This is a genomic window from Citrobacter sp. Cs237 (assembly GCF_030332325.1).
GTDB lineage: Bacteria > Pseudomonadota > Gammaproteobacteria > Enterobacterales > Enterobacteriaceae > Citrobacter_A > Citrobacter_A sedlakii.
Genome location: NZ_JAOWIB010000110.1, coordinates 49,565 through 74,505 on the forward strand (window position 1 = coordinate 49,565; position 24,941 = coordinate 74,505).

Genomic DNA, 24,941 nt, shown 5'->3' on the forward strand with positions numbered 1-24,941 from the left:
GCCGGTGCGAAGCAGCTGCCTGTCGGAGTCTGGCTCGACGACTGAACCGCGCAGCGGGTCAGGAGCCGAAGGGGGCCATGGGTTCTGGTGTTGGGTTCTTCATGCGACAGGAGTCTTTCTGCCGGACTCAAATATTGCCCTGGCGGATATCAGGCTTTCAGAATGGAACAACCGACAGTAGCCAGGCTACTGAGAAAAGGAAAAGTGCACAGAGTTATCAGTCACCCGGGATGAGGAACAGCGGCAGCGCCGAAGGCGCACCCGCTTTTCCCGCCGTTTCCGCCGTTCGGGGCCGGACGGAAAGTTTATAAGAAAAAGGGGGCTGCCAGTCGGACACTGACAGCCCCTTTAAAAGGCGCTTGCGGCTGAGCTTTAACACATCAGCCTGAAAAGGCGGGGTTTCCCCCGCCTCCAGGTTGCTACTTACCGGATTCGTAAGCCATGACCGCAGCCACCTCCCTGTCTCCGTCCTTCAGCCTCAGTTCGCAGAGCGAACTTCGCGTCAGGTATGTGAATATTAACAGCGTTAAACACACGATTAATACGCACCAGATAAGGGCGTTTCGCGGCAGTTTCATGGCCTTCTTCTCCTTGCCTTTTGGCAGGTAAGAGGCTACTCTGAATGTGATCAGCATACAGGGGCCTCGGGTTAATTGAAAAATTACTCGGGGCTTTCTGCTTTCTGCCTCACCACTCAGTGTTCATGCCGGAGAATGAGGCAAAAAGCCTCAAGCGCCACCGCCATTATACCGTACCCCTGTAAATATCCCAGGAATATCCACTGCCTGCGCAGGTTGTCTGCGGGTTCAGGCATATCTGTATTTACTGGCATTCCCGGCAACGAAACTGAGTGCGGTTTGACCGAAACGGTGTCCACCGGGGAAACTATTTCCCCTCAAAGTATTCCGGTCGTTCAGCAAGCTGGCGGTCAATCAGTTCATCGGCAAACAGGGGCGCATGTTTTCTGACGCGTCGCTCCAGATTACGTCGCCGCGCGGCGGCCTTACGCTCCGCACTCCAGCGCTTAACGGGTTTCCCGCCTGTAAAATCCAGTGTCACCGCATAGCCGGACCCCGGAACAAAACGCGACATAATGGCATCGGGGGCAGGCTCCCCGGCAGCCACCTCTACGGATATCAGTTCACGCTCGCCGGGACAGGGTAAATGGCGCAGCACCCACCGCAGGGAGTAACGCCAGCGGGTCATACGCCTGCCACCGGCTGATAACGCAGCTTATTGGGTACCTGCCACCGCTCGGCGCGGTGCGTTCCCTCCGGCGTTTCCCGGACAATCAACCGCAGGTCATGCATCACCTGCCACAGCGGATCGTGACTGAGCCGGTTCCACTCCAGCTCATCCAGTGAGCGGAAGCAACGTTGCCACCGCCAGAACGGAGCCGCCAGTTCCTCGCCGAACTCGTCGCTCCAGCGGGCGTACCATACCTGAACCGTCTCCGGGGAACAGAAATTCAGTTCCGTAACGGCACGGGCCAGCAGGTTCTGGCGCCGGAGACAGGCCTGTTCAGTCAGTCGGGTTTCGCGGCGCTGGCTTCGGGCCGTGCCGATCTCCATGCGGTGGCGTTTGCGTCCGGTATGATTGTGAACGAGTTCCGGGAAAAGCTCGCCCTGAATATCTATGGGCAGTGGCAGCGGGCATTTTTCCCCGTGGCTTGCCAGCAATATTTCCAGTGCCGCCTCAACCTGTTTCAGCGAAACCAGACGGTTTTTGGGATGCCAGTTCAGGCCGGGAATACGCCGGGCCACATCGGTATTGATGCGGCTGCTGCCGGTCAGAATGCGCAGAAACGTACGCACATACGGCAGTTCCGGCAGCCGTCGCCCCTCACTGCGGCGGGTTTCAACGTCAAGTATGGCCTGAAGTGCTGCCTGTCGCGCCGGTTGCAGGGTGACAAGGGAGCGGGAATTCGGGATCATCGTGCGCCCTCCATTGCCAGCGTATGGATGATAAAGTCAGCGGCATACCCGTCGCTGTCGAGCCGCGCCGTCAGGCTGAGGGTGTGACTGATTAACTGCGGATTAAACTCCGCCAGCGTTCTGACGACCGATACCGGATGGCCGTTATCTGACACGAAAACCATCAGCCAGACGGGTGAGACATCCCCCGGACTGCACAGCACAATATGGAAATGCTCATGCGCTGGCGTGAAACGGCACTGCACCGGGAAGAGTCCGCCGTATTCAGCGTTATATTCGCAGTCACTGTTCCAGCCGGAAGGGGCGTCCACTTTACCTAACACGGCGTGCGTCAGGGCGCGGCGCAGGTCATTGCCGCCGTTGCGGTAATCCTCGAACTCGCTGGGGATCATGGTTTTGAGTACGTCAGTGGTGATGATGTTACGCATTTTCGTCTCCTTTAAATGCCGCCCCGGCGGGGCGGCCTCCCTGTTAAGCGGCTTCGGCGGTGGGGTTTACGGTGTCGGTATCAGTGGTGGTGCAGTCCGGTTCTCCGGCGTCCTTCTCTGCATCCGGCCCGCGCATCCAGACGGGCACCCAGCGGTTTGCGGCCATCCGGGATTCGGCAAATTCGGCTGCGTCGCCTTTTTTCATTTTTTCAGCATCACGGGCGGCTCCTGATTCTCCGGCCTCATTCAGTGCCCCGATGATTTGCGTATGTTTAAGCTGACCGAAGAAGTTGTCTTTCGTCGGCTGCCACCAGTCCCGCAGATGAAAGTCCAGCGCCGTTTCCAGTGCATCGAGGGGGCTGCGTGACGTGCGGCCATATTCGCGGGTCTGCACTCCGTTCACGCTACAGGCCACACAGAAGCCCATCAGGGACAGCAGCGTCTGCCCGTCGAGAGTGAAAAAAGTGGTGAAATCCCTGCGCCAGCCTTCCGGCAGCAGGGCTTCAAGCCGCTTACCCTCTTTCATCAGCGCCAGAAAGCCCGCGCCTTCCTGTCCGGACGGCGCGTTACCGCACAGAGAGTAATGCGAGCATGTCATTCTGATTTGAAGAGGATTACGCGCCGTTGAGCAGCCCGTAAAAACCTCCCCGCACAGTGTCCACGCGAGCAGCGCCACCGCCTTTGGGGTCTGCTGCATCAGCGCAGCCTGGACTGCCAGTGTGCGTTCAGACGACATTTTCGTAAGGAGAGGCAGACTGATTTCGTCAGCGGGTTCCGGCTCCTGCGTGTGGGTCATCACGGACGGCGTCCCGGGCGCGTCCGGGTCAGTGTTCTCAGTGACCTGCGCTTTCAGCACCACGCCGCGCTGAACCTCGACTTCACCGTTCCATGACACCACCACACCCGCTGCCGCCCGGAATTCGGTATTCCATGCGCGAAGCTCTGCGGCACATTCAATTGCCGCCATTTCCGCTTCCAGCGCCTGACTTTCCTCACACACCGTGTCGTATTCGTCGTACTCCCCGCTCAGCGTGTCCAGGTGTTCCTGTTCCGCATCGGTATACACAGGCGTAACATCACGGGGGAGGATATAAGTTTTTGCGTCCTCATCGTGCCAGCGAACCGTATCCAGACGCCCTGCGCACCATCCCCAGCCTTCCACCTCGCGCAGGTGTTCTGCGACAAGCTGAAGCTTTTCGAGCAGCGCCGTATCCAGCGTCAGTGCGTCGATATAACCGCCTTCATCAGCGCTGAACAGGTCAGCACGGATTTCATCCGGGCTGAATGCCTGAGCGCCGACAAACTGAAATTTTGCGCAGGATGTGGACACTTCACTGGCGGTGATGAGCGAGCGAATGACGCCCACGTCCGGTTTTCCCTGATACCCTTTCTGGCGGGCGGCGTCCAGCACCTGCAACTGACGTTCCGGATCGGATTCCAGCGCCAGCGCATGGCAGTGTTCGGTGGTCAGTTCATTGGTCGCCAGTGCATCCAGTACCGCTGGAGCCAGTCCCGCCAGTTTCAGCATCCGCTGAACGTGGCGGGCGCTGTAGCCCAGCAGGTCACCAATCTGCGCGGGGGTTTTACCTTCACCTTCCAGCGTCCGGAAGCCGGCAATCTGTTCGGCGGGGTGCATGTCGCAGCGCTGGTCGTTCTCGATCATCGAGGCCGCCACCGCCAGTTCTTCCGGCACCACTTTGACCGCCACACCCTGGTCGGCGTTGTATGTGCCATTTTCGGCGAGATAATTCAGGGCAGCCAGGCGGCGTCCCCCGGCAACCACGCCATACCTGGCCTCCGGGAGGAGGTGAACAACCAGATTCTGCAACAGGCCAACCGAAACGATGGTTTCCGCCAGGGAAACCACGCTTTCCTGCGCGTAGGGAATGACACGCGCATTGAGCGGGGACTTAACCAGCGCGGATAACGGAATGTACTGAACGGGCGCGGCATCCAGCGCGGCTTTCAGCGCGGCTGCCGCTTTCGGGGCGGCGGATTTGGCGGTGGCCTTACGGGCCGCTTTTGGTTTAGACTCGGTCACTGACATAATTGATACTCCTTTCATGATATTGATTACTGTCTGCCGGACAGCCCCCCTGTCCGGCACCTTTTTCGCTTTAGGGTTTTCTCACACCGTATTTTTGGATGTAGCGGTTAAGCCAGACCCCGGCTTCCGGCTCAAAATTCCATGCCCGCCAGACCATCGCGCCGTCAACCCGCACAACCACGCGAAAATGTGTCATCTGGTCATCCTCGATGGTGACGTTGCTGTACGCCGCCACAACGACCTGCGCCTGCTCGCGGGTAAACGGTCCGTCTGGAAGTAAAATTTCGGATCCTTTCTGCATTCTGGTGCTCCTGTGGTGTCAGCCCTGCCTCAGCAGGGCGCGGTAAAATGGGTAAATCCTAGAACGGGATATCGTCGTCAAAATCCATCGGCGGGTACTCGCCCTGTGGGGGTACTGGCTGCGGCTGCGGCGCGGCGGCGGATTTGGTTTTGCGGGATTTTCCTTTGATCGGTTTGTCCGTCTCCGGGGCAGTCTGTGCCGGAGCCTGACCAGTAGTCTGACGACCATCCGGGGAGGTACTGACCTGAGCGCGCCCCAGCATTTGCATCGTGCCGCGAGCGTTAACAGTGACTTCGGTGGTATAGCGGTCCTGCCCGGTCTGATCGGTCCATTTCCGGGTGCGTAACTCACCCTCGATGTAAACCTGCGCACCTTTACGCAGATACTCACCTGCAATTTCCGCGAGCTTCCCGAACAGGACGACCCGGTGCCACTCCACGCTTTCACGCATTTCCCCGGTCTGCTTGTCGCGCCAGGAATCAGAAGTGGCCAGTGTGATATTGGCCACTGCGCCGCCTTGCGGCATGTAACGAATTTCAGGATCCTGTCCCAGATTGCCGACCAGAATGACTTTGTTAACGCCCCGTGCTGCCATGATATTTCTCCTTCTTTTGCCCTTAAAAAACCATCACCCGTTGAGTTGCCGGGGCCGCGGTTTTGACGTTTTGCGGGGACCTGCTACACGCTCCCGCTGGTTGATACCTTCACCCGTTTGAGAGCCGTTCGCCGCAAGGGCGAAATCAGGCACAGCACGGCGCAGATGTCCGGTGTGAGCGGGAAATTTTTTTCGGTCTAATGAAGCCTGCGGAATGGCCGGGAAAAATTTGTTGCGAAAGGCAACGCCGGCACTGGACAGCAAGACGGGATGTGCTTGTCTCAGCCCCGGCGAAAGGACTCAGACGGGTGAATAAACCAGTTAAAGGATGGGCAGGGAACCGCCGCAACGACGGAAAGCGCGGGCGCGAAACGGCGTTGCGCATAAGAGCGCCGGCAGCCTTATCGCCGGTGTGGTGAACGCGCTGGCGTCAGCCAGCTGCAGGTGTTGACCTGGACGTCAGCCATCAGACAGTAGCCGTCAGGCCCGAAACCGCTCCGCGGGTTCGGCGGAGACTGGCCGGTGCGAAGCAGCTGCCTGTCGGAGTCTGGCTCGACGACTGAACCGCGCAGCGGGTCAGGAGCCGAAGGGGGCCATGAAGGGCTTTTAATGACTTTAGGGACGATTTCTGACCAACAACTTTTAATAAAAAATAACTATAAAAATGCTGTAATTCAATAAGTTAAACAAATGACTAGTTTTTACTGTTAGCCTCTTTCATTTCTGCATACAGCGGATCGCCTGCGCCCGGCAGCGTGGCGCTCACCTGGCGGTAGTGGCGCAGCCTCTCCATAAAATATGCACGCAGATGCTCCGGCTGTTCCCGGGCTATCGCCTCGGCGATCACGGGCATATTCAGGCGTTCTTTATAGGCCACGCCGGACGCGACAAGGTCCACGGCTACCTTGTCCTGATCTTCTTTTGAGCTTTTTGCGATATTCCATCCGGTCATGAGCATTTCCGCCTTGTTCAGGTTCAGGCTTTTTATCAGTTTACCCATCAGCCCGGCTTCAGACCACACAAACAGTGAACGGCGCGGGCGGGCGCCGCAGGCGCAAGCCGACGCCGGCAGGCTACAGCCTGCCCGTGGTTTTCGGCGGGCATAAAGGCGGCTTACACCGCCTCTGCTGATCGGGTATCTATTCCTGTGGTGGTGTTCCGCTGTTTCCCTGAAGGATGAAGCAACCGCACAGATACACGGCATACTGACTGGTCATAAAATCGCAGACTGAATCAATCAGTTTATCTGTCGTAACGGGATCTAATCCCTGTGCTTTACGGCGGGCATTAATCAGGGCGCGGTACTGGCGTAAAATGTCGCGGGTATAAGGGGTTAAATTCATCGTGCTCTCCTTTGCGGCGGGTATCCCCGCCGCCTTGCCGGTCAACTGGTGAAAACGTATCCGTCATGGAATACATAACCGCTGCTGAACAAATCGCGCGCATACGCTGCATAGTCAAAGTAACCGCGCAGCATCTGCGGCACCCCGTCAAGGAGGCAGTTGTCCTCCACCATTTCCTGCGCATACTCCTCCTCGCTTTCTGCCTCACCACGGAACGCATCATCAAATTCGTCATAGTCACACTGGCCGGTGTATTCGGCCCAGGCGATAAATGCCGGGTCTTTGCCTTCATCGCAGGCGCGTTTGTAGGCATCGATAAACGCCCAGTCAACCGAAGATTCAGACACAAACTGTGACGGAATGCCCTCCCAGTCCTGGTACATAAATTCCGCGTCCCACTCGTCAGCGTGGAGCGCCTTACAGGCTTCCTGAAAGTCTTCCGGGCCCTCAAAATCGGTTAAATCAAACCACTTACCGTCAATGCTGCCGCAGTTGTATTTATGGTATGTGCCGACATAGACGGCCGGGGTGGTGGTGTTCATGCTCATAAAAATTCCTCCGCGTGTAATGGGATCACAGTGCCGGCATTCGCCGTGCCGACACGACAGCCCGACGAAAAGCGGAGAATGCAGGGGCGACACCGCAGGCCGCAGCGCAGAAAAAGCCGACGCGGTCTGGACGGTTTTCCTGCGAAAACTGAGCGGGAAAACGACGGGAAGAACGCGGAGCATCCATCACACCACTGCGACCGGGCGAGGATGGCGGCGAAGCGAACCCTTGCATACGCAGCGGTCGGGCTAGAGTAGAGGCACGGCGTTTGCCGTTACGGCACCGCGCTGACGGTTTTATGCTCCCGGCCCTCTTCGCAGAAGGGGGACGGTAAAAATGCGGAGCGCGCGACATCCTTTTACCGTGTGGGGGATAACGCGGCTCAATCAGACCGCTGTGAAATCCCCCCTGCCCGCCTCCCTGAGCCACGTTGCGACTGAAAGGCGCGGGAAGCGCACCGCACTTCCCGCCCCGTCTCAGGCACCCATCAGTTGTTTCAGCAGGCTGATATTCTGGTTACACTGACCGATACTTTCAGGCGTCGCTGCTCCGGCGTCCCATACTTCGCTCTCGCGGGCAATCAGTTCTCGCTCGGCCCAGTCAACTAGCGCGGCCAGCGTCCGGACCGGCACTTCCACATGGCGGTCCGCTTCGGTCCTCTCGCTCGCAAGCAGGTCAGACACGGACGCGGCGCTGATCCCGTTTTTCTGATATTCATTCATTGGCGTTCTGCCAATGCGCACCAGGACGCCACGGATTTCCTCCTCCGTCACCGGATGCTCGTTGTTGAAGGCACACACTTCCTCAACGCTGTCCTCCGTCCAGACAAGCAGCGCAAGCGGTTCTTCGGGCGCGAACATGTTTTCCAGCGCCTGGCACAACTCAATACGTCTTCCGTACATCTCTTTCTCCAAATCAGGTTATTCCGGGCGTTCCCGCCCGGTCTCAGTCAGTCTTTAAAGCTGGCGTCCAGCTCAAGGGCTTCGCGGTACGCGTCAAGAAACAGGGTGTTGATCCGGCAGAAGGTCTGGCGCACAAGCCGCTCCGTCAGCACTCCCGAATCGAAGCGATACCGTGACTCAAGTAAATTGAGCGTCATGCGCAGGTCACACATGGCATTTGCCAGCTCTGCGACGTCGGCGCGGAGTTGTTCGTGACCGGTGTAGTTCGTCATGCAGCCTCCGGAAGCCAGGCAACGTTCGCCGCCGGTTTCATCATGGCGCGGCGTACCGCCTCAAGGCGTTCCCGCCCTGCCCGGTGGTACTGCTCAAGCAGTTCGATACCGATATAGCGCCGTCCGGACTGCAATGCGGCCACGCAGGTGGAGCCGCTGCCGGCAAACGGATCGAGAACAATCGCGCCGCGTGTGGTGAAGGATTCAATGAGCGGTTGCAGGCTGGAAACCGGTTTTTCAGTCGGGTGATACCGGTTGCCCGTATAGTTCCACCCCAGTACGTCCGGAAGCGGGTTTTCAGGCAGACACGGGCGGCCTTTTGCGAGGAGATAGGCGCATTCGTGTCGGTAGCCGACAAAAGCGGATTTGGAGGAGTAGCTTTTGGTAAACACAAGGTGGCCGACAATCGTGAACCCCGCCGCTTTCCAGGCAGCGATGAAGCGATCGGCACGGTTCCAGCCATAAAAGCTGACCATCAGGGCGTCTTTTTTGAGGACGCGGTACATCTCGTTGCAGGCCGGTTGCAGCCATTCATCGGTTTTATCACCGGCAATAGCGCGTCCGGAACGGTCGCGAAAGCCAACCAGATAGGGCGGATCGGTCAGGATGAAATCGACGGCATTATCCGGAAAGCCAGCCATAATCGGGACGCAGTTACCCTGGATAAAACGGGACATAAGAAGACTCCTCTGGTGACAGGGGGCATCAGGAGGGCGTCGGTGCGACGCCCGTTCCCTGCTGCCTGGAGCCTGTACGCCCCGGACGGCAACGGGTCAGGCTGACCGTGGAATACCGCAGCCGACAGGTTTTTATGGCGGCGAGGATATGCCGCGAAAGCAGCTTGAAGGGCAATCCTTAGCGGGCGATGACCGGCGTAAACTATCCGTAACGCCGGTCAGAAGCGGAAAAAAGCCCGTCCCGTGACCGCCGGACGGGGCACACTGGCTCCAGGTAGTGCCCGAACTGTGACTGGTTAGTGAGCGGAAAAAGAGGAAAGAAGCGACATCCCTTTAACGGCACTGGCGCAAAGTCTGCTGATCGATCTTAATGAACATACCTGCCCAGCGATCAAACTTCATGCCAATATCACAAATTGCTAGCATCAGGCTTTGTTAAATAAAGGAGAAATAGAGCAGTCCATGTACAATGCTATTATTCCTCCCAACTGAACTCCTGACATGAATCGTTTGATTGAGATTGGTTTTATCAAAGTAGGATTCTGGCAAATTACAAGCGGCTATTTGAAGTATCATCTTGATGAAAGATTCAAGGATGTTAAAAACAACCTTTATGCATTTGTGTGTGATGGTGAAGTGAAGTACGTTGGTAAAACCACTCGTTTACTACGAAATAGGATGTACCACTATTCTCGTCCCGGCCCTTCTCAATCTACGAACATTAAAAATAACGCTAATATCATCGGTATGCTGACTAACAATGTTGCTGTTGATATCTTCGTGCTTCCGGATTCAGGACTGATGCACTATGGGCCATTCCATTTAAACCTTGCAGCTGGCCTAGAGGATTCAATCATTAAGGTAATAAGCCCTGAATGGAATGGAATTCAGAAGCCAACATTGCAGGTTGAGGAAGCTATAACAACTGAGGCTGAGATCGTCACGCCTGGCAGTAGGAAACACTACACTTTCAACATGGCAGATACTTACTGGCGTAGAGGATTCTTCAATGTCCAGGTAGCGAACTCTCAGGAATTTGGTAAAGATGGTGAGAACATCACGATTATTCTTCGCGATGGGGTGTCTTCCATCAATGGGATGATTAATCGAACTGCCAACCTGTCTGGTTCACCCCGCATTATGGGAGGCGTTGAGCTGAGACAATACTTTCAACTCAATTATACCATTGGTGGTATTGTACCATTCGAGCTGATAACGCAAAACATGATGAAGCTGATATGAAAACGTATCTTTTCCTTCTGGTTGCTCTGTCAGCCACCGGCCAGGCTGCAAAATTTCCCGCTGAGTATGTTTGTGATAATGGCGACAGAATTCATCTCACCCCACAGGGTACAGAACAGCGTCTGATTTATTCATCTGATAAGTATGGAAATCGCAGAGGCACACTTGATGTTTTCAAAGGTGAAGGCGAGCATAAAAATGAAACTATCGGCACGATTTTTAGTCTGGATGCTTATGCCGGACGTCCGGTTGCATTTACTCTGCAAGTAAAGACAGTAGACAGTGTTGTTCGCAATGTGACCTATAACTATCAGCTTTCCGGAGATAAAGCTGAATCAGGTAAATGTCTCCCTGTCAAAAACGGTATGATGATTGAAGGCGATAAGAACTATTAAGCAAAGCCAGTACCCCTGAGTTTTACAATATCTCAATCATTTCCCCCACGGTCAAAACCAGACACATGTTGTAATCTGTCCGGACAACTGGAGATATGCCAGACTGCATACCTCCGTTTTTTTACAGAAAAACCCCGTTAGCTTTCTTTATCGATGCTGCAAGAGCCGCAATGGCCGGCTCATAGGCCATACCGCTACTGGGGTGCAGGATGCTGCACCATTCTACGGGATACTCAGGGGGCAGCTCCGGCATTTTGTTCCAGAGCCGACTGCCGAGCACCAGAATGACATCAGGCTCCAGCTGCCTCACCACTTCAATGAATGGAAGTTGCGCCGAAGTCCACATATCCGGAGTTGGTGCTGTTCGCGCCTCTTCACCAACAAACTCCTGAATGTAATTGTAAAAGGCCACGTGTCTCCATGTCTCAATCCGCTCCTGTTCTGAAGGGTAATCTGTTTTGCCTCTGAGAACATTTGTCAGCTTACTGAAAAAAGGAAGACCGGCTTTGAGGGCATGCGTTTTCACAACGTGCTGTGTAAAGTCCGATGCCGAATCCTGCTTATCACCGTAGTGTGACTCTCCGAGCACCAGTACTCGAACGCCGTAACGACTGTCATAGTATTTATCTCCGATATATGGCTGAAAAATTACGTTTTTCACAGGTCACCTTATCATTTCTGGTTAATGTACTTTTTCAAAACTATACCCGTTTAACAAGGCCGCGAGGCGGGCGTTCATCACTGAATCGTTGATCCGTTTGAGGGTCCAGCAACCCTTGTGTCCGGAGCGGTCGGGCTAACGTGAAGGCACGGAGATGAAAACGGCCGTCACGGTATTACCGTGACGGCATAAACGCGGAGGGAACCGACATCCTTTCGTGAAAGGAAAAGGACAAACTCGGGGCATTCCGGAGGCAGGACTGAAAGCCACCCTTCTCCGTAACGGTCAGGACTTTTTCTCATCAAAGCCCAGCATAACGCCCACGATCATCATGGTGGCGTAACCCAGCTGAAGCAAAACAGTGACTGCAGTGGGAAGCTCCCAGATCAGGAGCGGCACCACCAGAAGCACGCCACCCAGCAGGGAATACTGCCCGATGGATTTACAGCGTTCTGCGAGTTGTGTCTCAGGTACTCCCTGGCGGCGCAGAAAGGAGAGCGCCACATTTCTTGCCTTTCTTTTCAGTCTGCTCATCTCGGTATCCGTCAGAAAAGTTTTTTCATATTACTGACAATCTGCGGGGACGGCACCGGCTGAGCTTCCACTCCCGCCGGTGGCGGTGCTTCTTCCCTGCCCTGCTCCGGCCCCGGTACCGAACCCGTCAGCTGACCAGCCAGCGCAACCAGCGCCTGCGGACTGTGCGGCGGAACAGGCAGGCTGGCCAGCAAACGCGGGAAGCGGGGCTCAAGGGTGTGCAGCGCGCAGCCCGCGACAATCAGATTACGTAACAACTGGCCGCGCTGCCGCGTGGATACCGATTCTATCTGCAACCGGGCACTGCGGGTGCCCTCATCGTCCGGCAGCACCAGGGTGAAACGGCGGCGCTCTGCTTTTTCATCAGAAACTGGCCCCGAATGCGCCACCGGTATCAGGTTTTCATCCTGCATACCGGTCATCAGCGTATAACTTCCCGACACTGCTGCGGCCAGGGCGGACAGCTGCCCGGTACTGAGACGCCCGTCGAAGAGTTCGGTCACCAGTCCAGGCAGACGCGCGTCAATCAAATACAGGACGCTGCCGGCAAGCGCCGCCGTGCGGATGAAGTCCCCCCGCAGCGGCTGGGAGACGGTCTCGATCGTGCGGGCAGCCAGCATATCGATCCGGTCGTCAGAATGGAGATAGAAAGTGTATTTGCCAGCAGGCACGATCAGACCTCTTGTTTATACAGGGCAATCTCCCGGGCTAGGGCCAGTTGCGGCTCACTGACCGTTTCGATACGTTCAGGAGCAAGCGGCCATGCCTGGCGGACAGCGTGTTCAATCAGTGACGCCCCGCCCCCGACCAGCAGGATGCGGTTAACGTTTCTGTGATGCGCCAGTTCACTGGTCACCTGCGCGCCCAGCGTGTTAATGGCTTCTTCAATTTTCTCAACAACATAGTCAATTCTTGCTGAATCATTAATGATACTGTTCAGAAATGCACGATCTTTCCGCTGCCGTATGACCTGGTCCGCAATCAGTGGGCTGGTTTCTGTTTCTGCGACACGCAGGGCAGCCAGTGCCGCCCGGGTGACCAGGGAAACCCCTATCCCCGGATTACCATGGACCGCGCTGATATCCTCAAACTGACCCACAATAACACCCGCATCCAGTGTTGTTCCGCCCAGATCGATTATAAGCGTGGTTTCAGTCGGTCCCGGACGGATGGCGCCGAGATAACTGAACGCTGCCGGCAGTGACTCTGGCATCACGGTAACATCCTGAATGGTGAAGCACGCCCCCTTGTTGACAGTCAGTGGACGCATCAGGTTGTCTCGCTTACGCCGGATGTTCAGATCATTTTTCTGACAGTCATGATCGTAATATTCGCTCAGGGGCAGCGTGACCGTGACAGAGACCGGGCGCGGTGCGAGGCCGCTTTTGAGCAACGCATGATGCACGGCCAGCAGGTTAAGATCGCCGTACTGGTATTCCACGTTCGTGGTTGGGATGGCATCCCGGCTGACACTGTCCCAGCTGTACTTCAGTGAACCCACCTGATAGTTAAACGCATTTCCACCCAGATCGGCAATTTTCCATCCCGGCCGGAATGCGTTGGGTGAAATAAATGTCTTCAGTTCACCGTCCTCAAACCAGACCAGTTTGACATTGGTGGAGCCATCATCACAGTAGATATTCATCAAAAATCACCTTTTAAGTTACTCATATTGAGCATAAATATACCATACTAATTTTTTTGCGCAATTTGAATTTCTCAATCTGAGTATATAAAGGCGCTTATTATTTCATTAAATTAGATAAGTGGATTTTGAAATGCTCATTTTGCGCAACTCTTTACATCTTCACAAATCTGGAAGGTTGCGCTTATACTGTATATACATACAGCACAACAAGAGCATACAGTGATGATTCTGGAAATATGGACGCCACAGGAGAATTGTCAGGTTATGGCAATCCCCCTTTTCACTGAACGGGCTTCATGTGGATTCCCGTCTCCCGCGCAGGACTACGTTGAAGCCGAGCTTGATTTAAACGACTACTGTATCCGCCGTCGCAGCTCGACGTTTTTTGTGCGCGCCATTGGTGACAGCATGAATGATATCGGCCTGCACAGCGGCGATCTCATGGTGGTGGATAAGGCAGAAACGCCCCAGCACGGCGACATCGTGGTTGCAGAAGTCGAGGGGGAATTTACGGTCAAGAGACTGTTACTAAAGCCCCGTCCTGCACTCCAGGCAATGAATCCCGCCTATCCGACACTCTATCCCGATCCGGAGCACCTGCAGATTTTTGGTGTGGTGACGCATTTTGTGCACCGCACCCGGGAGAAGCCATAATGTTTGCGCTGGCCGATGTGAATAGCTTCTATGCCTCCTGCGAAAAAGTTTTTCGACCTGACTTGAGGGACAGGCCCGTTGTTGTACTGAGCAACAATGATGGCTGCGTGATAGCTCGTTCAAAGGAAGCAAAACGACTCGGTATCAAAATGGGCATGCCATGGTTCCAGCTCAGGCAAACGCAGTTCCCGGAGCCAGTAATGGCATTTTCCAGCAATTACGAGCTCTACGCATCGATGAGTAACCGGGTCATGGATTGTCTGGAGGAACTGGCTCCCCGCGTTGAGCAATACAGCATTGATGAGATGTTTCTTGATATCCGCGGTATTGATAACTGCATGGGGTTTGAGGACTTCGGGCAGCAGCTGCGCCGCTACGTTCTCACAAGTACCGGGCTTACCATCGGCGTGGGCATGGGGCCAACTAAAACGCTGGCCAAGTCTGCGCAGTGGGCTTCAAAAGAATGGCCACAGTTTCGGGGAGTTCTGGCTCTCACGCCGGGCAATGCGAAACGTACGGAGACCCTGCTTTCGCTTCAGCCGGTGGAAGAACTCTGGGGTGTGGGCAGGCGGATTGCAAAAAAGCTGAATGTCCTGGGGATCCGCACTGCACTTGAACTGGCACGCACGCACCCTGCGTTTATCCGTAAGAATTTTTCCGTGGTACTGGAGCGGACTGTCCGGGAACTGAACGGGGAAGCCTGCATCAGCCTTGAGGAGGCGCCTCCTGCGAAACAACAGATTGTCTGCAGCCGGAGTTTCGGGGAACGTATCACCACGTATGATGCCATGCGACAGGCTGTCTGCCAGTATGCTGAACGTGCTGCGGAAAAACTGCGAGGGGAAAGACAGTACTGCCGGCATATCTCCGTTTTCATCAAGACCTCTCCTTATGCAGCCTCTGAGCCCTATTACGGCAACGTGGCGGTTGAAAAGCTCCAGACAGCCACCCAGGATACGCGTGACATTATAGCGGCCGCTATGCGCGCACTCGAGCGTATCTGGCACGATGACCACCGTTATGCCAAAGCCGGTGTTATGCTTAATGACTTCACCCCTTCTGGCGTTGCTCAGCTGAACCTGTTTGATGAGCAACAGCCCCGCCCCCACAGCCAGGAACTTATGAAAGTTCTGGACGGTATTAATCATTCTGGTCTTGGTCAGGTATGGTTTGCTGGTCGGGGGATCGCGCCTCAGTGGAAAATGAAACGGGAAATGCTCAGTCCTGCCTACACCACTCGCTGGAAAGAAATTCCGCTTGCCATAATTCGGTAAATATCTCCAGCTCATCGAAAGAGATCGCAGCGCTCGCCGCAGACACGTGACCGGGCGTAGCCCGCGAACGTGCGAGGAAGCGCAATAACATCGATAGTGCGTTTTTCCACTTACGCGCCGGGTTAGAAGATATTGGTTTTCGAATTATCCACTTATCCACCGCCTTATTTTTATAAGATCTTTTTAAATCTATTGTTAGATCTATCTTTTTACGGAGCGCCCCAGCCCTTTAATGGCGAGGGTTACAGAAGGATCATCGTGACAATTTGCCCTTAAAGAGTGACAAATTGCCCTCACAATGTCTCTTAATCCGTGACAATCTACCCTCAACCCTGTGACAAATTGCCCTCAACAATTGGCCAAACTAACAAAGTTATCCTCATAGGTTGACACTTTTTAAATAAGTGTGACAATCTCAATAACTGTCACACATTGGATGGATTTGTCATGACGGAAGTTGCGGTTATAAATCATAAAAAACGTAAAAATAGTCCGCGAATTGTGCAGTCGAATGAGCTGACTGAGGCGGCATATAGCCTTTCCCGCGATCAAAAACGGATGCTTTATCTCTTCGTCGAGCAAATAAGAAAGTCTGATGGTACGCTTCAAGAACACGATGGGATCTGCGAAATCCAAGTTGCCAATTATGCCCAGACCTTTGGTCTTACTTCTGCTGAGGCCAGTAAAGACATTCGTCAAGCGCTTAAGGGGTTTGCTGGAAAGGAGGTCGTTTTTTATCGGCCCGAAGAGGATGCAGGTCAGGAAAAGGGGTACGAATCCTTTCCCTGGTTCATTAAGCGCGCGCATAGCCCTTCCAGGGGCATTTACAGCGTACATATTAACCCTTACCTGATCCCTTTCTTCATAGGCCTGCAAAACCGCTTCACACAATTCCGGCTTAGTGAAACGAAAGAGATTACTAATCCCTACGCCATGCGCTTATATGAATCACTCTGTCAATATCGTAAAGCCGATGGCTCTGGAGTGGTTTCGCTGAAGATAGACTGGATCATTGAACGTTATCAATTGCCCCAAAGCTATCAGCGTATGCCTGACTTCCGCCGCCGATTTCTTCAGCCTAGCGTTGATGAAATCAATACAAGAACTCCGATGCGTTTGTCGTATATTGAGAAGAAAAAAGGCAGGCAGACTACACATATTGTCTTTTCTTTCAGAGATATAGCAACTATCTCTCCAGTCTAAATAGAAGGCAGTTTGTCACACATCTGAGGGCAATTAGTCACACTTTGTTTATCGAACTAAGGGCGTTCTGTCACACTTTGGCCCTTTTATCCTTTCCTGAATAGGCTAGAGCGTACATGTATCCCGCAATTTATATTCTTTCCCTGTTCATTCAAGGCAAATTGTCACATTTAGTAGGATTCTTTTTGTCAATTCTCGCTGCAATTTGTGAGTGTGATTTGTCACAGTAACTTTCACTACCCTTCTCCTGTGATTCTTCTTTTGAGGGCAATTTGTCACATTAACTTTCAATGCCCTTTTCCTGTGATTCTTCTTTTGAGGGCGATTTGTCACAGTAACTTTCACTGCCCTTCTCCTATGACTCTTCTTTTGAGGGCGATTTGTCACGGTTTCCACGAAACTCATGCATACTTTGGTCAGTCACTACATTTTACTTGCTCTGAAAATGTGCCTGAGCAGAAAGCTATTAAAACTTTTCTCTGAAGCTTCAGGCCAGCCCGGAGGATCTGTAAGTAGTACACCTTCCTGTTCCATCCAGCGGTGGGTCTTTCTTTTGCGCTCAATATAGTCTTCTGATTCATAGCCCATTGTTTCAATGATAAAAGTTACTACTGGATTTTCTCCTGCAGGAGCCACATTCAATATGAAATCTGGATGAATAATTTCTTCTATGCCCTCCCTTATGGTCTTTGTCGTAAACAAAGGTTTGCTAAGGCTTATTGCTTCTGGGTGATTCAACTGGCGTCCTGCATAACTGCTTGCGTTGATGATTGTCTTCAACGTTTCACGCTCCTTGTTACTGTCTACCGGAATAGGATTATCGAGCGCGTATGCGGCATGTGCGTAACCTTCATGGCAGTAAACTTTGGCGTCTCTGCCGCGACGGTATTCAAGGATTGCCCAATATGGTGCCCGGCTTCCGACATTGTACGAATTTTCTCCGTTTATACGGACTCGAGCTTCTGGCCGATGCGTGAACGTTTTCCCGCGAACGCGGAATTCTATTCCTTCCTGTCTGGCACCTGTCGCTATTCCGATGATATACACGCATGGTTCTTTTTCATGATTGTCAATGCCCTGCGCCTTTTCTATTCGTGATAACGTTTCGTCAATCCGATCAATCGTCAGCCAGGGTTCACAGCAAAAAAGCTGGCTCAAAGGAGTGCCATTACTCATTGAGAATTCTTCAAGTACTGCTTTTACCCTGTTAATGGCTCCCGTAAGTCCCGGGCTTTGATATTCAGGGACCAGTTCCATTTGATTAAGACCTGCGGCTTGAATGAGGGTGAGTAATTTACGTCCCAGCGCGGGAACAGGTTTAAGCGTGTTGCGGCGGCGCTTACGTGGAATCACCACTCCGTCCTGCGGTGTGATCCTGGCCTCCTTTTTCTTGTCTGGTAACCAATCGTCTCCTCCTACCGGATTGAGCGGACTGGTTTTGCCCTCGCTGACTGTAATGTCCGCGTCTTTATCTTTTTTCAGACGATACAGCGGACAAAGTTCGTCATGTGGCCTCGTTGACTTCACGTGTCGTAACTTGATCGCGTTCACTTCACAGTTAAACGGGCCTTCAACTTCTGGATTGGAATCAACGCAGTCACACTTTATCCACAGTTCCTGTCTGTCCATTTCCTCAAGGATCTTATTAGCAATGCGTAAGTCCGCCTGAGCTGGTTTACGGCCATTGGTGAAGACATGCAGCAGGGCCTCCTTTTCAGCTAAGTTTAGTTTCCTTTCAAACTGCCCTCTTGGATTCTTCTTCCACACCAGGTCCATTCACATTTCCCTTTTGACAAGATGCACTGTGATACACAGTGTTTGCTGGCATCCTTTACAAATAATATAAAATTAAGATCACAACTTATTAAGATAACATAATGCACAATGTGTAAACTTAATTGCTTGATTAAAAGGACTATTTATCATATATCCTAGCATGTTGTTAACTTAACATGTTGTTATCTTATTGTCATGGCTTTATACTTCACGTATTATCTTAATAAGTTAATATGATGAAAGGTGTAATGATGATCATAGTTCTTGGTAGCCAAAAGGGCGGTGTAGGCAAAAGCACGCTAGCAGTTTCCATTGCTGCGTATCTCATGACGCTCGGCAAGCGAGTTCTCATTGTTGATGCTGATGATCAAAAATCAGTTCTAACCTGGTACAACAACAGACCGGAGAATCTTCCCCATATCCCCGTCACGGGCGCGACAGGCAATATAAAATCAATGCTGAAAGAGCATGAGAAATCTTATGACTTCGTTATCGCTGATTGTGCCGGACGCGACAGCGCAGAAATGAGAAGTGGTCTGATGGCGGCCGACGTATTTATTTCCCCTTTACGTCCCTCACAAATGGATTTGGATGTCGTTCCTCATACATGTTCGGTGTTCACGGCGGCTAAGGATTTCAATGAGGCTGTTCGCGGTTACCTGGTATTGAATATGACGCCAACTAATATGTTTGTGAATGAGGCAAATCAGGCTGCTGAAGTCCTTAAGGACTTTCCTGAAATGAAGCTGTCCGGCTCACGAGTTTGTGACCGTAAAGCTCACAGAGATGCCTGGGCTGAGTCTATGACTATTTTCGAAACGCAAAATACTAAAGCTCAAGATGAAATTGCAGCCTTGGTTAAAGAGATTATTTTATGAGAAATCGTTCAAATACACCTCCTAAAGATGAAAGTGCTTTCATAAATGGTGGATCTGCCGGTCTTAACACTGAAGAAAATAAACCTGAAATAAAAAAAACAGTGGTGAGCAAAGCTAAACCAGTCAGTATTTCTCTTGCCGATGAGAACTTACGTGCAATCGATAATGTAATCAAAAATGAGATGTTAGAAGGAGGAGTAAGAGTAAACCGTTCAGATGTGGTAAGAGCCGCCGTTATGGGTTTAGAAAAGCTGACTAAAGCAGAGATATCAAAACTAATTGAGAAAGCCAAGCTTAAATAACAACATAACAACATAACAACATAACAACATAGATTATACCGTAAAATATCCATTTATTCAGAAGGTTAACTACCTAGTAAGTTAGTAAGATATTAAGTTAGTAAGATAGTAAGATTCATACGAGAATGTTTGTCATTCTAATGGTAGGAGAAAGAGATGTTAAAAACGGAAAAAAAGAAGAAAAAACTTAGTTTTGAAACAAAGATATATATGACTCTTCTTTTTATTTGTGGACTCGCTACGGTTGTTAAATTTATTTTTCAGGTGATGGCTGATTATCCTAATTAATATAATAATCTTGCCAGCGAAAGAGTGAGGTATGTTTCGACATGGAGCAATGCATTTTTGATTTAGGATTAATGAATTATAACCCTGCTATTACATGGATTGTACCAATTGCATTTTTTTTCTTAGCTTTGGTAGTTGGCATACTATTCAATATTGGTAAGAGAAATAGTCTAGTTGTGTTTATCTTAGCTATGTTGCTTCCTATAGCGACAGTTTTTCTTTTTATATTATTGGGTGGGAAGATTAGTATTTGCTGATGGGACCAAGTTGACAGCGTGGAATTGTGGCTGAGTTGGACATCCAGCTAATTCTGTCCAGTTCGCCCGCGCTCCTGGCGATGTCTGCGGGTCTATCACACCCCACTGACAGCCTGCGACAGTGGGCCGCGCCAGCGGCCTTTTTTTGCCACCCGTTTAATTCCCCGCGTCGTTAGACTTTCAGGTGTTCCTGTCTAATAAACCATTTTTCAGCGAACTGGAACCAAAGTCAGCTATATTGCTACCAGTCCAAACCGGTTCCAGCCCAAATCACGCCACAAAGGTGATACCCAGCGCCACCCGAACAGAATTAAGGGGCATCAATTGCTAGGCGGTACATTTCTGCTAACGCAACCGGACATTTGACCTCAAGTCTTTGCCAATCAAAAGCTTCCATGCCCAAAAGCACATACCAAAATTCATAGAGCATTTTGGAAAACACAGTGCCACGCAGCCGGTAGCTGTCTCTGGCCTGTTCGGTTGCAGTAACGAGTTCATAAAATGTCTTGGGATTATTCATCATATTTACCTCTGACAGCCCAGGAACATCCTGTGCCTTCTGACGAAATCGTCGTATCACGACAACGGCCAAGCAACAGAAACCATCACGGTGCCAGATTGGACATTACCCTCGTCCTTACTAACAAAAAGTGCTGGAAAAAAATACAGTATAAGAATTAACATACAATCTCTTGATTCTGGATAGGTGGTTGTATGTTGAGAAAAATACCAGTTATACAAGGTTCTAGGCGAGGAATGGTGCTTGTTGAGATCAGCCCTGGATATTTCCGGCCCCAGCCTCCGCAAAAAGATAATTCAACTGACAGAGAGCGAAGAAAGGATGTGAATGATTACGTTTTAGGATGGTTTGATATTGATAGTCAACCGATGCAGGTTGCATATGTCGAACATCAACGCCCAGACGACAACGAAATTCTGCTTCAGCTTCGCATTATGGGCATCATTCACTAAGCTTCCCCGAAACGCGCAAGACGTGCGTTTTTCCTCAGCTTTAATTACTACCTCACTGTTGGACACTCTGGTAATTTTGTCGAGTTCAAAAATAGCCTCACTCCGTCACCGTCAATTCTGAACCTGGAGCGTACAAAAAATGCTGTTCATCTTGGACATTTCGGCACTACCGGAAAAAGTGTCCAGAAAATATTTCTGGTGATCGTATTTTATTTCGTTGACCCAGAGCGCAAACCGTGAGTCTGTTCAGAACTTGCTTCTGGACAGGCAGGCGGTTGGACAAGCCCAGCAGGCGCGTCAGCATGTCACATTGAGTATACATTCATATTACTGCCAGTTAGTGGCTGACCATATAGAGGTTATTTAGTGGTGTGACTTACCAAATGTACGATTAATGATGCGACCTTTTATCTTTGACCTTTCAGCATAGCCACAGCATCGGAGCCGGGCATCTGGAACTGGACGCGGTGGCGGGCCGCCACATCGAGCGCGAACACTTTCGTGTACACCTCTGTCGAGCTGACTGACTTATGACCCATCAGTGACTGGAGCACCTTGAGCGGAATGCCGGCATACAGCATGTGCATTGCATAGGAGTGACGGAGCGTGTGGGGGGTGATCGGTACCGAGAACGTTACGCCGTCCGCAGCCGCTGTCTCCACAGCCTCATTGATCCAGGTGCGCACTGTCCGGTCAGTGATTTCCCACAGGCGCGCCTTCTCCGTTCTGCCGGTGCGTTTATTGCGCCGCTCCAGCGGTATCTTCAGCGTAGCCACCATCATCTCCAGCTGCGCCACATACTGAGTGTCTGACAGCGGCACCAAGCGGTGCGGCGTGGTGCCGGCAGGGAGTCTGCCGGCATTGCGGGCCGCTTTTTCCGCGCGCTGTTTCAGGGTGGCCAGCTGCACAAACGGATAGGGCGGTGCCAGCGAAAAATCGCTCCGCGTCAGTGCCAGCGCCTCATTGACGCGCGCGCCGGTATTCCACAGCGTGGCCAGCAACATCCTGCGGTGCAAATCCGGTACATAATGGAGCAGGGCGCTGACCTCCGGAGCCAGCAGATACCTCGGCAGCTCTTCATGCACCATCGCCATCTGTCGCAGCGCCAGTGCGGCCGGGTAATCGATGGCGACCGGTAACGAGACCGACTGCGACAGGAGTGCGGGATAGTTATTCATGGTCACGTGGTTATCCTTTGTGATCGTCTGAAGGGGGATCGTCTGTTCGCTGTCGCTGTCGGTCTGCAGTGAGCACCTCCCATCAAATGTTGACATCCTTTTCTTCAGGCTTACTGGGTCTTTTTTTTCGTTCTCGATGCAGAATGCGCAGCATTTCGGGCTGCGCTGACCATGATGATTCATTTAGACGGGAGCGCGGCAGTTTGCAGAGTTTGCGCAGGAGTCTGGCAAGGTGTATGGCTTTCAGCCCCAACCGTGAAAACTCATACTGCCGTGCACTGAAGTATTCGTCATGAACCGGAGGGAACGAATTTTTCCCGGCATCATCAATGGCCCGCATTGCCTCGTTGCGCAGTACCGGCAGCTCCCGGATACGATACATGAGATCTGCCGGTAGGCTCCGCCAGTCACCGGAAACCTTTTCAAAGTCAGGCAGGGCCGGGTAACCGACGGCGGGTTCAAGTTCAGCTTGTTTGTTTTCTTCAGAGATCAGCTCCCCGTAGTCACCGGCAACCTGCGCACAGCCTTCTGCATACTGCTCAAGAACAAAAATCAGTTCCGTTGCGATAAACAGACGCTCTTGTTTCAGCTTATCGTCTGACGCCTGTTTCTCACGGAGTAGCGTGAACCGGTGCGCCAGCCAGATGCCCGTCAGTGTAACACCGCCGGTCAGAACGCCAGTAATTAGCCCGGTAGCCACGTTTCCCCAGATACCAGTCCCCTGGGTTATCAGCTGCACGGTAACCGGATGGGATATCGCATTCGCTATGCTATCAGCCGTGGCCTGAATATCTTCCACAGATCTCTTACCTCTTTATATTTCCGAGAAATCCCGCCACTAATCAGAGCTTTTATGGCCCTCTGCGTACTTTCTTTGGTTTAATATTTTGTCTAGGAAGATGTGAAAGTCTTCCCTGACACATTCCTATTTTGAGGATTTGATCCTCTATGCGTGAACCTAATGACGTTATTTCAGTACTGTTAAGCTTATTACCGGTTGGACGCGGGTATGGAGTAAGTCGCCACTCATTTCCATCTTCATCCCACTCAGCAACTTCCTCACCCTTGGAATTAAGTAAAACAAAGAGTTCATTTCCATAAATATCCTGCGTCTTCCGACAATAGATACTGCCATGTTCCTGAGATAACAAAGAGATGATCTTTCTTATCTGCAATTCACTTCCAGGCATTTCAATCATCCTTCACCCTTATAATAACTATGGAAATAATAACTGGATGTAATCATTCGTCGCCACAGCCTTCTCTGTCACCCGGATGATTTTCCCCTAACGTAATCATTACCCGTCTGATAATAATCAGCCATATAACCACGCCATCAAATTACCGGACAGCTGTTCCGGTGGGATCCGATTTTCCTGCATCTGACAACTTTCCGGAAGTGTACCACGGCGCGGGAATAAGCGAAGCGCCCTTTTCAGAGGGTGAGCGGGCAATCACGGGGCGGGGGGGGTAACACAACATATAGCGTCGTAAGCAGCTGACTCAGCCGCTACATATTGTGTCATGGGACGGCAGCGCCCCGGCGGCCGGAAAGCAGATCCGGAACTGGTATTTTTCGGATCTGAGTGGAAAAAGCGAGAAGCAAGCATAGCCTGAACATATCCGTATGCCTGACATATGTATATACTCTGTATATGCATATGTCCCGCATCCGCATATGTCACATCTATACATATGTGACACATCTGCCTATACTTGGGATATGCACACACCCGGTGCAGGGCACATCATTCCGGATATGCACCACATATCCACACTTCCCCGGGAGAGAAATAAATGAGAACCGTATCCATTTTTAAAAACGGCAACAACCGCGCCATCCGCCTTCCCCGCGATCTGGATTTTGATGGCGTCAGCGAGCTGGAGATCGTCCGGGAAGGGGACAGCATCATTCTGCGTCCCGTCCGGCCGACCTGGGGCTCGTTCGCGCAGCTGGACAGGGCCGATCCGGACTTTATGGCGGAGCGTGAGGATGTGGTCAGCGATGAAGGACGCTTTGAGCCATGAAGAAAACCTGGATGCTCGACACCAACATCTGCTCGTTCATCATGCGCGAGCAGCCGGCAGCGGTGCTGAAGCGCCTGGAGCAGGCGGTGCTGCGCGGTGATCGCATTGTGGTCTCGGCCGTGACGTATGCCGAGATGCGCTTCGGCGCCACCGGCCCGAAGGCCTCGCCGCGCCATATTCAGCTGGTCGACGCGTTCTGCGCGCGCCTCGATGCCGTCCTGCCCTGGGACCGCGCCGCGGTGGACGCCACGACGGACATCCGGGTGGCGCTGCGCCTCGCCGGGACGCCGATCGGCCCGAATGACACGGCCATTGCCGGGCACGCCATCGCGGCGGGCGCCATCCTGGTGACGAACAATGTGAGAGAGTTTGCGCGGGTGCCGGGCCTGATACTGGAAGACTGGGTTAACTGACCACAAGTGAATACAGAAGGTAATAATGTCCGCTTTGTGCCAAGAGTGGACGTTGCTAGCTACAGATAAGATGATATTAATATAGATAGCTGGACAAAATATTGTCCTATTGGGCTCTGTTGCAAAAATCGTGAAGCTTGAGCATGCTTGGCGGAGATTGGACGGACGGAACGATGACGGATTTCAAGTG

At 52.3% G+C, this 24,941-nt stretch carries 32 protein-coding genes and 1 pseudogene; 10 read left to right on the forward strand and 23 right to left on the reverse strand.

Translation table 11 applies throughout. From position 1 onward, the window contains the following. Positions 1–419: 419 nt before the first annotated feature. From OGY07_RS23145 to OGY07_RS23210, 14 genes and pseudogenes are all read right to left on the reverse strand, one after another. Positions 420–539, reverse strand: coding sequence for a type I toxin-antitoxin system Hok family toxin (locus OGY07_RS23145; RefSeq protein ID WP_277109009.1), 120 nt, complete (start codon positions 537–539; stop codon positions 420–422). Next, positions 487–654: pseudogene (locus OGY07_RS23150) on the reverse strand (DUF5431 family protein); the annotation flags it as partial. The gene OGY07_RS23145 and the pseudogene OGY07_RS23150, both read right to left, overlap by 53 nt. A 231-nt stretch (positions 655–885) precedes the next feature. Next, positions 886–1,206: a theronine dehydrogenase gene (locus OGY07_RS23155; protein ID WP_165463668.1), complete on the reverse strand. Its 321-nt coding sequence runs from the start codon at positions 1,204–1,206 to the stop codon at positions 886–888. Beyond that, positions 1,203–1,934: a plasmid SOS inhibition protein A gene (locus OGY07_RS23160; protein ID WP_284556512.1), complete on the reverse strand. Its 732-nt coding sequence runs from the start codon at positions 1,932–1,934 to the stop codon at positions 1,203–1,205. The genes OGY07_RS23155 and OGY07_RS23160 overlap by 4 nt, the downstream gene beginning before the upstream one ends. Continuing rightward, positions 1,931–2,362, reverse strand: a complete 432-nt coding sequence (gene psiB / locus OGY07_RS23165) for a conjugation system SOS inhibitor PsiB (RefSeq protein WP_165463670.1) — start codon at positions 2,360–2,362, stop codon at positions 1,931–1,933. The genes OGY07_RS23160 and psiB overlap by 4 nt, the downstream gene beginning before the upstream one ends. 43 nt (positions 2,363–2,405) lie before the next feature. Next, entirely contained in the window at positions 2,406–4,409 is a 2,004-nt protein-coding gene (locus OGY07_RS23170; protein ID WP_284556513.1) for a ParB/RepB/Spo0J family partition protein, read from the reverse strand. A gap of 70 nt (positions 4,410–4,479) precedes the next feature. Then, complete coding sequence (locus OGY07_RS23175) at positions 4,480–4,710, reverse strand: DUF905 domain-containing protein (RefSeq protein WP_165463672.1); 231 nt, start codon at positions 4,708–4,710, stop codon at positions 4,480–4,482. Between the two features lie 58 nt (positions 4,711–4,768). Next, positions 4,769–5,305, reverse strand: coding sequence for a single-stranded DNA-binding protein (locus OGY07_RS23180; RefSeq protein WP_165463673.1), 537 nt, complete (start codon positions 5,303–5,305; stop codon positions 4,769–4,771). Between the two features lie 694 nt (positions 5,306–5,999). Continuing rightward, entirely contained in the window at positions 6,000–6,257 is a 258-nt protein-coding gene (locus OGY07_RS23185) for a DNA polymerase III subunit theta (RefSeq protein WP_278186927.1), read from the reverse strand. Positions 6,258–6,444: 187 nt separating this feature from the next. Then, a complete protein-coding gene (locus OGY07_RS23190) occupies positions 6,445–6,648 on the reverse strand; it encodes a hypothetical protein (protein ID WP_165463674.1) in 204 nt (67 codons plus the stop codon). A gap of 41 nt (positions 6,649–6,689) precedes the next feature. Continuing rightward, a complete protein-coding gene (locus tag OGY07_RS23195) occupies positions 6,690–7,196 on the reverse strand; it encodes an antirestriction protein ArdA (RefSeq protein WP_165463675.1) in 507 nt (168 codons plus the stop codon). Positions 7,197–7,673: 477 nt separating this feature from the next. Further along, the gene (locus OGY07_RS23200) at positions 7,674–8,099 is read right to left on the reverse strand and encodes a DUF1380 family protein (RefSeq protein ID WP_165463676.1); all 426 of its coding nucleotides are present in this window, start codon (positions 8,097–8,099) and stop codon (positions 7,674–7,676) included. 47 nt (positions 8,100–8,146) lie between these two features. Beyond that, positions 8,147–8,371 carry a YubE family protein gene (locus tag OGY07_RS23205; RefSeq protein WP_165463677.1) on the reverse strand — a complete coding sequence of 75 codons (225 nt, stop codon included), beginning with the start codon at positions 8,369–8,371 and terminating at the stop codon, positions 8,147–8,149. Further along, positions 8,368–9,048 (reverse strand): DNA methylase, encoded by a 681-nt coding sequence (locus OGY07_RS23210; RefSeq protein WP_284556514.1) that lies wholly within the window; start codon positions 9,046–9,048, stop codon positions 8,368–8,370. Before OGY07_RS23210 ends, OGY07_RS23205 begins: the two co-directional genes overlap by 4 nt. A gap of 501 nt (positions 9,049–9,549) precedes the next feature. On the opposite strand from OGY07_RS23210, the gene OGY07_RS23215 reads away from it, so the two are divergent. Both OGY07_RS23215 and OGY07_RS23220 read left to right on the forward strand, forming a co-directional pair. Then, complete coding sequence (locus tag OGY07_RS23215) at positions 9,550–10,290, forward strand: GIY-YIG nuclease family protein (protein ID WP_284556515.1); 741 nt, start codon at positions 9,550–9,552, stop codon at positions 10,288–10,290. Then, a complete protein-coding gene (locus OGY07_RS23220) occupies positions 10,287–10,685 on the forward strand; it encodes a hypothetical protein (protein ID WP_284556516.1) in 399 nt (132 codons plus the stop codon). Before OGY07_RS23215 ends, OGY07_RS23220 begins: the two co-directional genes overlap by 4 nt. 121 nt (positions 10,686–10,806) lie before the next feature. On the opposite strand, the gene OGY07_RS23225 is transcribed toward OGY07_RS23220, so the two are convergent. From OGY07_RS23225 to parM, 4 genes are all read right to left on the reverse strand, one after another. Further along, a complete protein-coding gene (locus OGY07_RS23225) occupies positions 10,807–11,346 on the reverse strand; it encodes a hypothetical protein (RefSeq protein WP_284556517.1) in 540 nt (179 codons plus the stop codon). Positions 11,347–11,631: 285 nt separating this feature from the next. Then, on the reverse strand, positions 11,632–11,880 hold the full coding sequence (locus tag OGY07_RS23230) for a hypothetical protein (protein ID WP_284556518.1): 249 nt from the start codon (positions 11,878–11,880) through the stop codon (positions 11,632–11,634). A gap of 11 nt (positions 11,881–11,891) precedes the next feature. Next, positions 11,892–12,551 (reverse strand): plasmid partitioning/stability family protein, encoded by a 660-nt coding sequence (locus tag OGY07_RS23235; RefSeq protein ID WP_284556519.1) that lies wholly within the window; start codon positions 12,549–12,551, stop codon positions 11,892–11,894. A gap of 2 nt (positions 12,552–12,553) precedes the next feature. Next, positions 12,554–13,525 carry a plasmid segregation protein ParM domain-containing protein gene (gene parM / locus OGY07_RS23240; protein WP_284556520.1) on the reverse strand — a complete coding sequence of 324 codons (972 nt, stop codon included), beginning with the start codon at positions 13,523–13,525 and terminating at the stop codon, positions 12,554–12,556. Positions 13,526–13,750: 225 nt separating this feature from the next. Between parM and umuD the strand changes: the two genes are divergently transcribed. From umuD to repE, 3 genes are all read left to right on the forward strand, one after another. After that, on the forward strand, positions 13,751–14,182 hold the full coding sequence (umuD, locus tag OGY07_RS23245) for a translesion error-prone DNA polymerase V autoproteolytic subunit (protein WP_277109168.1): 432 nt from the start codon (positions 13,751–13,753) through the stop codon (positions 14,180–14,182). Further along, on the forward strand, positions 14,182–15,456 hold the full coding sequence (locus OGY07_RS23250) for a Y-family DNA polymerase (RefSeq protein ID WP_284556521.1): 1,275 nt from the start codon (positions 14,182–14,184) through the stop codon (positions 15,454–15,456). The genes umuD and OGY07_RS23250 overlap by 1 nt, the downstream gene beginning before the upstream one ends. A gap of 447 nt (positions 15,457–15,903) precedes the next feature. Continuing rightward, positions 15,904–16,659: a replication initiation protein RepE gene (gene repE, locus OGY07_RS23255; protein WP_080218269.1), complete on the forward strand. Its 756-nt coding sequence runs from the start codon at positions 15,904–15,906 to the stop codon at positions 16,657–16,659. A gap of 423 nt (positions 16,660–17,082) precedes the next feature. Here the strand turns inward: repE and OGY07_RS23260 are convergent, their stop codons facing one another. Then, positions 17,083–18,435: a DUF8534 domain-containing protein gene (locus OGY07_RS23260; RefSeq protein ID WP_284556522.1), complete on the reverse strand. Its 1,353-nt coding sequence runs from the start codon at positions 18,433–18,435 to the stop codon at positions 17,083–17,085. A 251-nt stretch (positions 18,436–18,686) separates the two neighbouring features. On the opposite strand from OGY07_RS23260, the gene OGY07_RS23265 reads away from it, so the two are divergent. Together OGY07_RS23265 and OGY07_RS23270 are read left to right on the forward strand one after the other, a co-directional pair. Then, entirely contained in the window at positions 18,687–19,313 is a 627-nt protein-coding gene (locus OGY07_RS23265) for a ParA family plasmid-partitioning AAA ATPase (RefSeq protein ID WP_019843183.1), read from the forward strand. Continuing rightward, positions 19,310–19,615: a ribbon-helix-helix domain-containing protein gene (locus OGY07_RS23270; protein ID WP_206160282.1), complete on the forward strand. Its 306-nt coding sequence runs from the start codon at positions 19,310–19,312 to the stop codon at positions 19,613–19,615. Before OGY07_RS23265 ends, OGY07_RS23270 begins: the two co-directional genes overlap by 4 nt. A gap of 855 nt (positions 19,616–20,470) precedes the next feature. Here the strand turns inward: OGY07_RS23270 and OGY07_RS23275 are convergent. Continuing rightward, a complete protein-coding gene (locus tag OGY07_RS23275) occupies positions 20,471–20,683 on the reverse strand; it encodes a hypothetical protein (protein ID WP_284556523.1) in 213 nt (70 codons plus the stop codon). A gap of 191 nt (positions 20,684–20,874) precedes the next feature. Here OGY07_RS23275 and OGY07_RS23280 point away from each other — a divergent pair, with 191 nt between their 5' ends. Continuing rightward, positions 20,875–21,132 (forward strand): hypothetical protein, encoded by a 258-nt coding sequence (locus tag OGY07_RS23280; RefSeq protein ID WP_284556524.1) that lies wholly within the window; start codon positions 20,875–20,877, stop codon positions 21,130–21,132. A 407-nt stretch (positions 21,133–21,539) separates the two neighbouring features. Here OGY07_RS23280 and OGY07_RS23285 read toward each other — a convergent pair whose 3' ends face one another. The 3 genes from OGY07_RS23285 to OGY07_RS23295 all read right to left on the reverse strand — a co-directional run bounded on the left by OGY07_RS23285 (position 21,540) and on the right by OGY07_RS23295 (position 23,509). Then, complete coding sequence (locus OGY07_RS23285; RefSeq protein WP_284556529.1) at positions 21,540–22,310, reverse strand: site-specific integrase; 771 nt, start codon at positions 22,308–22,310, stop codon at positions 21,540–21,542. An 82-nt stretch (positions 22,311–22,392) separates the two neighbouring features. Then, entirely contained in the window at positions 22,393–23,109 is a 717-nt protein-coding gene (locus OGY07_RS23290) for a hypothetical protein (RefSeq protein WP_284556525.1), read from the reverse strand. Positions 23,110–23,161: 52 nt separating this feature from the next. Next, positions 23,162–23,509 carry a hypothetical protein gene (locus OGY07_RS23295; RefSeq protein WP_284555106.1) on the reverse strand — a complete coding sequence of 116 codons (348 nt, stop codon included), beginning with the start codon at positions 23,507–23,509 and terminating at the stop codon, positions 23,162–23,164. A 598-nt stretch (positions 23,510–24,107) separates the two neighbouring features. Between OGY07_RS23295 and vapB the strand changes: the two genes are divergently transcribed. Both vapB and OGY07_RS23305 read left to right on the forward strand, forming a co-directional pair. Continuing rightward, complete coding sequence (gene vapB / locus OGY07_RS23300; protein WP_001261276.1) at positions 24,108–24,338, forward strand: type II toxin-antitoxin system VapB family antitoxin; 231 nt, start codon at positions 24,108–24,110, stop codon at positions 24,336–24,338. Continuing rightward, positions 24,335–24,751 carry a type II toxin-antitoxin system VapC family toxin gene (locus OGY07_RS23305; RefSeq protein ID WP_286603502.1) on the forward strand — a complete coding sequence of 139 codons (417 nt, stop codon included), beginning with the start codon at positions 24,335–24,337 and terminating at the stop codon, positions 24,749–24,751. Before vapB ends, OGY07_RS23305 begins: the two co-directional genes overlap by 4 nt. Positions 24,752–24,941 lie beyond the last annotated feature (190 nt).

Coding starts and splice junctions, on each gene's coding strand:
- OGY07_RS23155 (WP_165463668.1), bottom strand. CDS start 1,206: ATGACCCGCTGGCGTTACTCCCTGCGGTGGGTGCTGCGCCATTTACCC.
- OGY07_RS23160 (WP_284556512.1), bottom strand. CDS start 1,934: ATGATCCCGAATTCCCGCTCCCTTGTCACCCTGCAACCGGCGCGACAG.
- psiB (WP_165463670.1), bottom strand. CDS start 2,362: ATGCGTAACATCATCACCACTGACGTACTCAAAACCATGATCCCCAGC.
- OGY07_RS23170 (WP_284556513.1), bottom strand. CDS start 4,409: ATGTCAGTGACCGAGTCTAAACCAAAAGCGGCCCGTAAGGCCACCGCC.
- OGY07_RS23175 (WP_165463672.1), bottom strand. CDS start 4,710: ATGCAGAAAGGATCCGAAATTTTACTTCCAGACGGACCGTTTACCCGC.
- OGY07_RS23180 (WP_165463673.1), bottom strand. CDS start 5,305: ATGGCAGCACGGGGCGTTAACAAAGTCATTCTGGTCGGCAATCTGGGA.
- OGY07_RS23185 (WP_278186927.1), bottom strand. CDS start 6,257: ATGACCGGATGGAATATCGCAAAAAGCTCAAAAGAAGATCAGGACAAG.
- OGY07_RS23190 (WP_165463674.1), bottom strand. CDS start 6,648: ATGAATTTAACCCCTTATACCCGCGACATTTTACGCCAGTACCGCGCC.
- OGY07_RS23195 (WP_165463675.1), bottom strand. CDS start 7,196: ATGAGCATGAACACCACCACCCCGGCCGTCTATGTCGGCACATACCAT.
- OGY07_RS23200 (WP_165463676.1), bottom strand. CDS start 8,099: ATGTACGGAAGACGTATTGAGTTGTGCCAGGCGCTGGAAAACATGTTC.
- OGY07_RS23205 (WP_165463677.1), bottom strand. CDS start 8,371: ATGACGAACTACACCGGTCACGAACAACTCCGCGCCGACGTCGCAGAG.
- OGY07_RS23210 (WP_284556514.1), bottom strand. CDS start 9,048: ATGTCCCGTTTTATCCAGGGTAACTGCGTCCCGATTATGGCTGGCTTT.
- OGY07_RS23215 (WP_284556515.1), top strand. CDS start 9,550: ATGAATCGTTTGATTGAGATTGGTTTTATCAAAGTAGGATTCTGGCAA.
- OGY07_RS23220 (WP_284556516.1), top strand. CDS start 10,287: ATGAAAACGTATCTTTTCCTTCTGGTTGCTCTGTCAGCCACCGGCCAG.
- OGY07_RS23230 (WP_284556518.1), bottom strand. CDS start 11,880: ATGAGCAGACTGAAAAGAAAGGCAAGAAATGTGGCGCTCTCCTTTCTG.
- parM (WP_284556520.1), bottom strand. CDS start 13,525: ATGAATATCTACTGTGATGATGGCTCCACCAATGTCAAACTGGTCTGG.
- umuD (WP_277109168.1), top strand. CDS start 13,751: ATGATTCTGGAAATATGGACGCCACAGGAGAATTGTCAGGTTATGGCA.
- OGY07_RS23250 (WP_284556521.1), top strand. CDS start 14,182: ATGTTTGCGCTGGCCGATGTGAATAGCTTCTATGCCTCCTGCGAAAAA.
- repE (WP_080218269.1), top strand. CDS start 15,904: ATGACGGAAGTTGCGGTTATAAATCATAAAAAACGTAAAAATAGTCCG.
- OGY07_RS23260 (WP_284556522.1), bottom strand. CDS start 18,435: ATGGACCTGGTGTGGAAGAAGAATCCAAGAGGGCAGTTTGAAAGGAAA.
- OGY07_RS23265 (WP_019843183.1), top strand. CDS start 18,687: ATGATCATAGTTCTTGGTAGCCAAAAGGGCGGTGTAGGCAAAAGCACG.
- OGY07_RS23270 (WP_206160282.1), top strand. CDS start 19,310: ATGAGAAATCGTTCAAATACACCTCCTAAAGATGAAAGTGCTTTCATA.
- OGY07_RS23275 (WP_284556523.1), bottom strand. CDS start 20,683: ATGATGAATAATCCCAAGACATTTTATGAACTCGTTACTGCAACCGAA.
- OGY07_RS23280 (WP_284556524.1), top strand. CDS start 20,875: ATGTTGAGAAAAATACCAGTTATACAAGGTTCTAGGCGAGGAATGGTG.
- OGY07_RS23285 (WP_284556529.1), bottom strand. CDS start 22,310: ATGAATAACTATCCCGCACTCCTGTCGCAGTCGGTCTCGTTACCGGTC.
- OGY07_RS23295 (WP_284555106.1), bottom strand. CDS start 23,509: ATGATTGAAATGCCTGGAAGTGAATTGCAGATAAGAAAGATCATCTCT.
- vapB (WP_001261276.1), top strand. CDS start 24,108: ATGAGAACCGTATCCATTTTTAAAAACGGCAACAACCGCGCCATCCGC.
- OGY07_RS23305 (WP_286603502.1), top strand. CDS start 24,335: ATGAAGAAAACCTGGATGCTCGACACCAACATCTGCTCGTTCATCATG.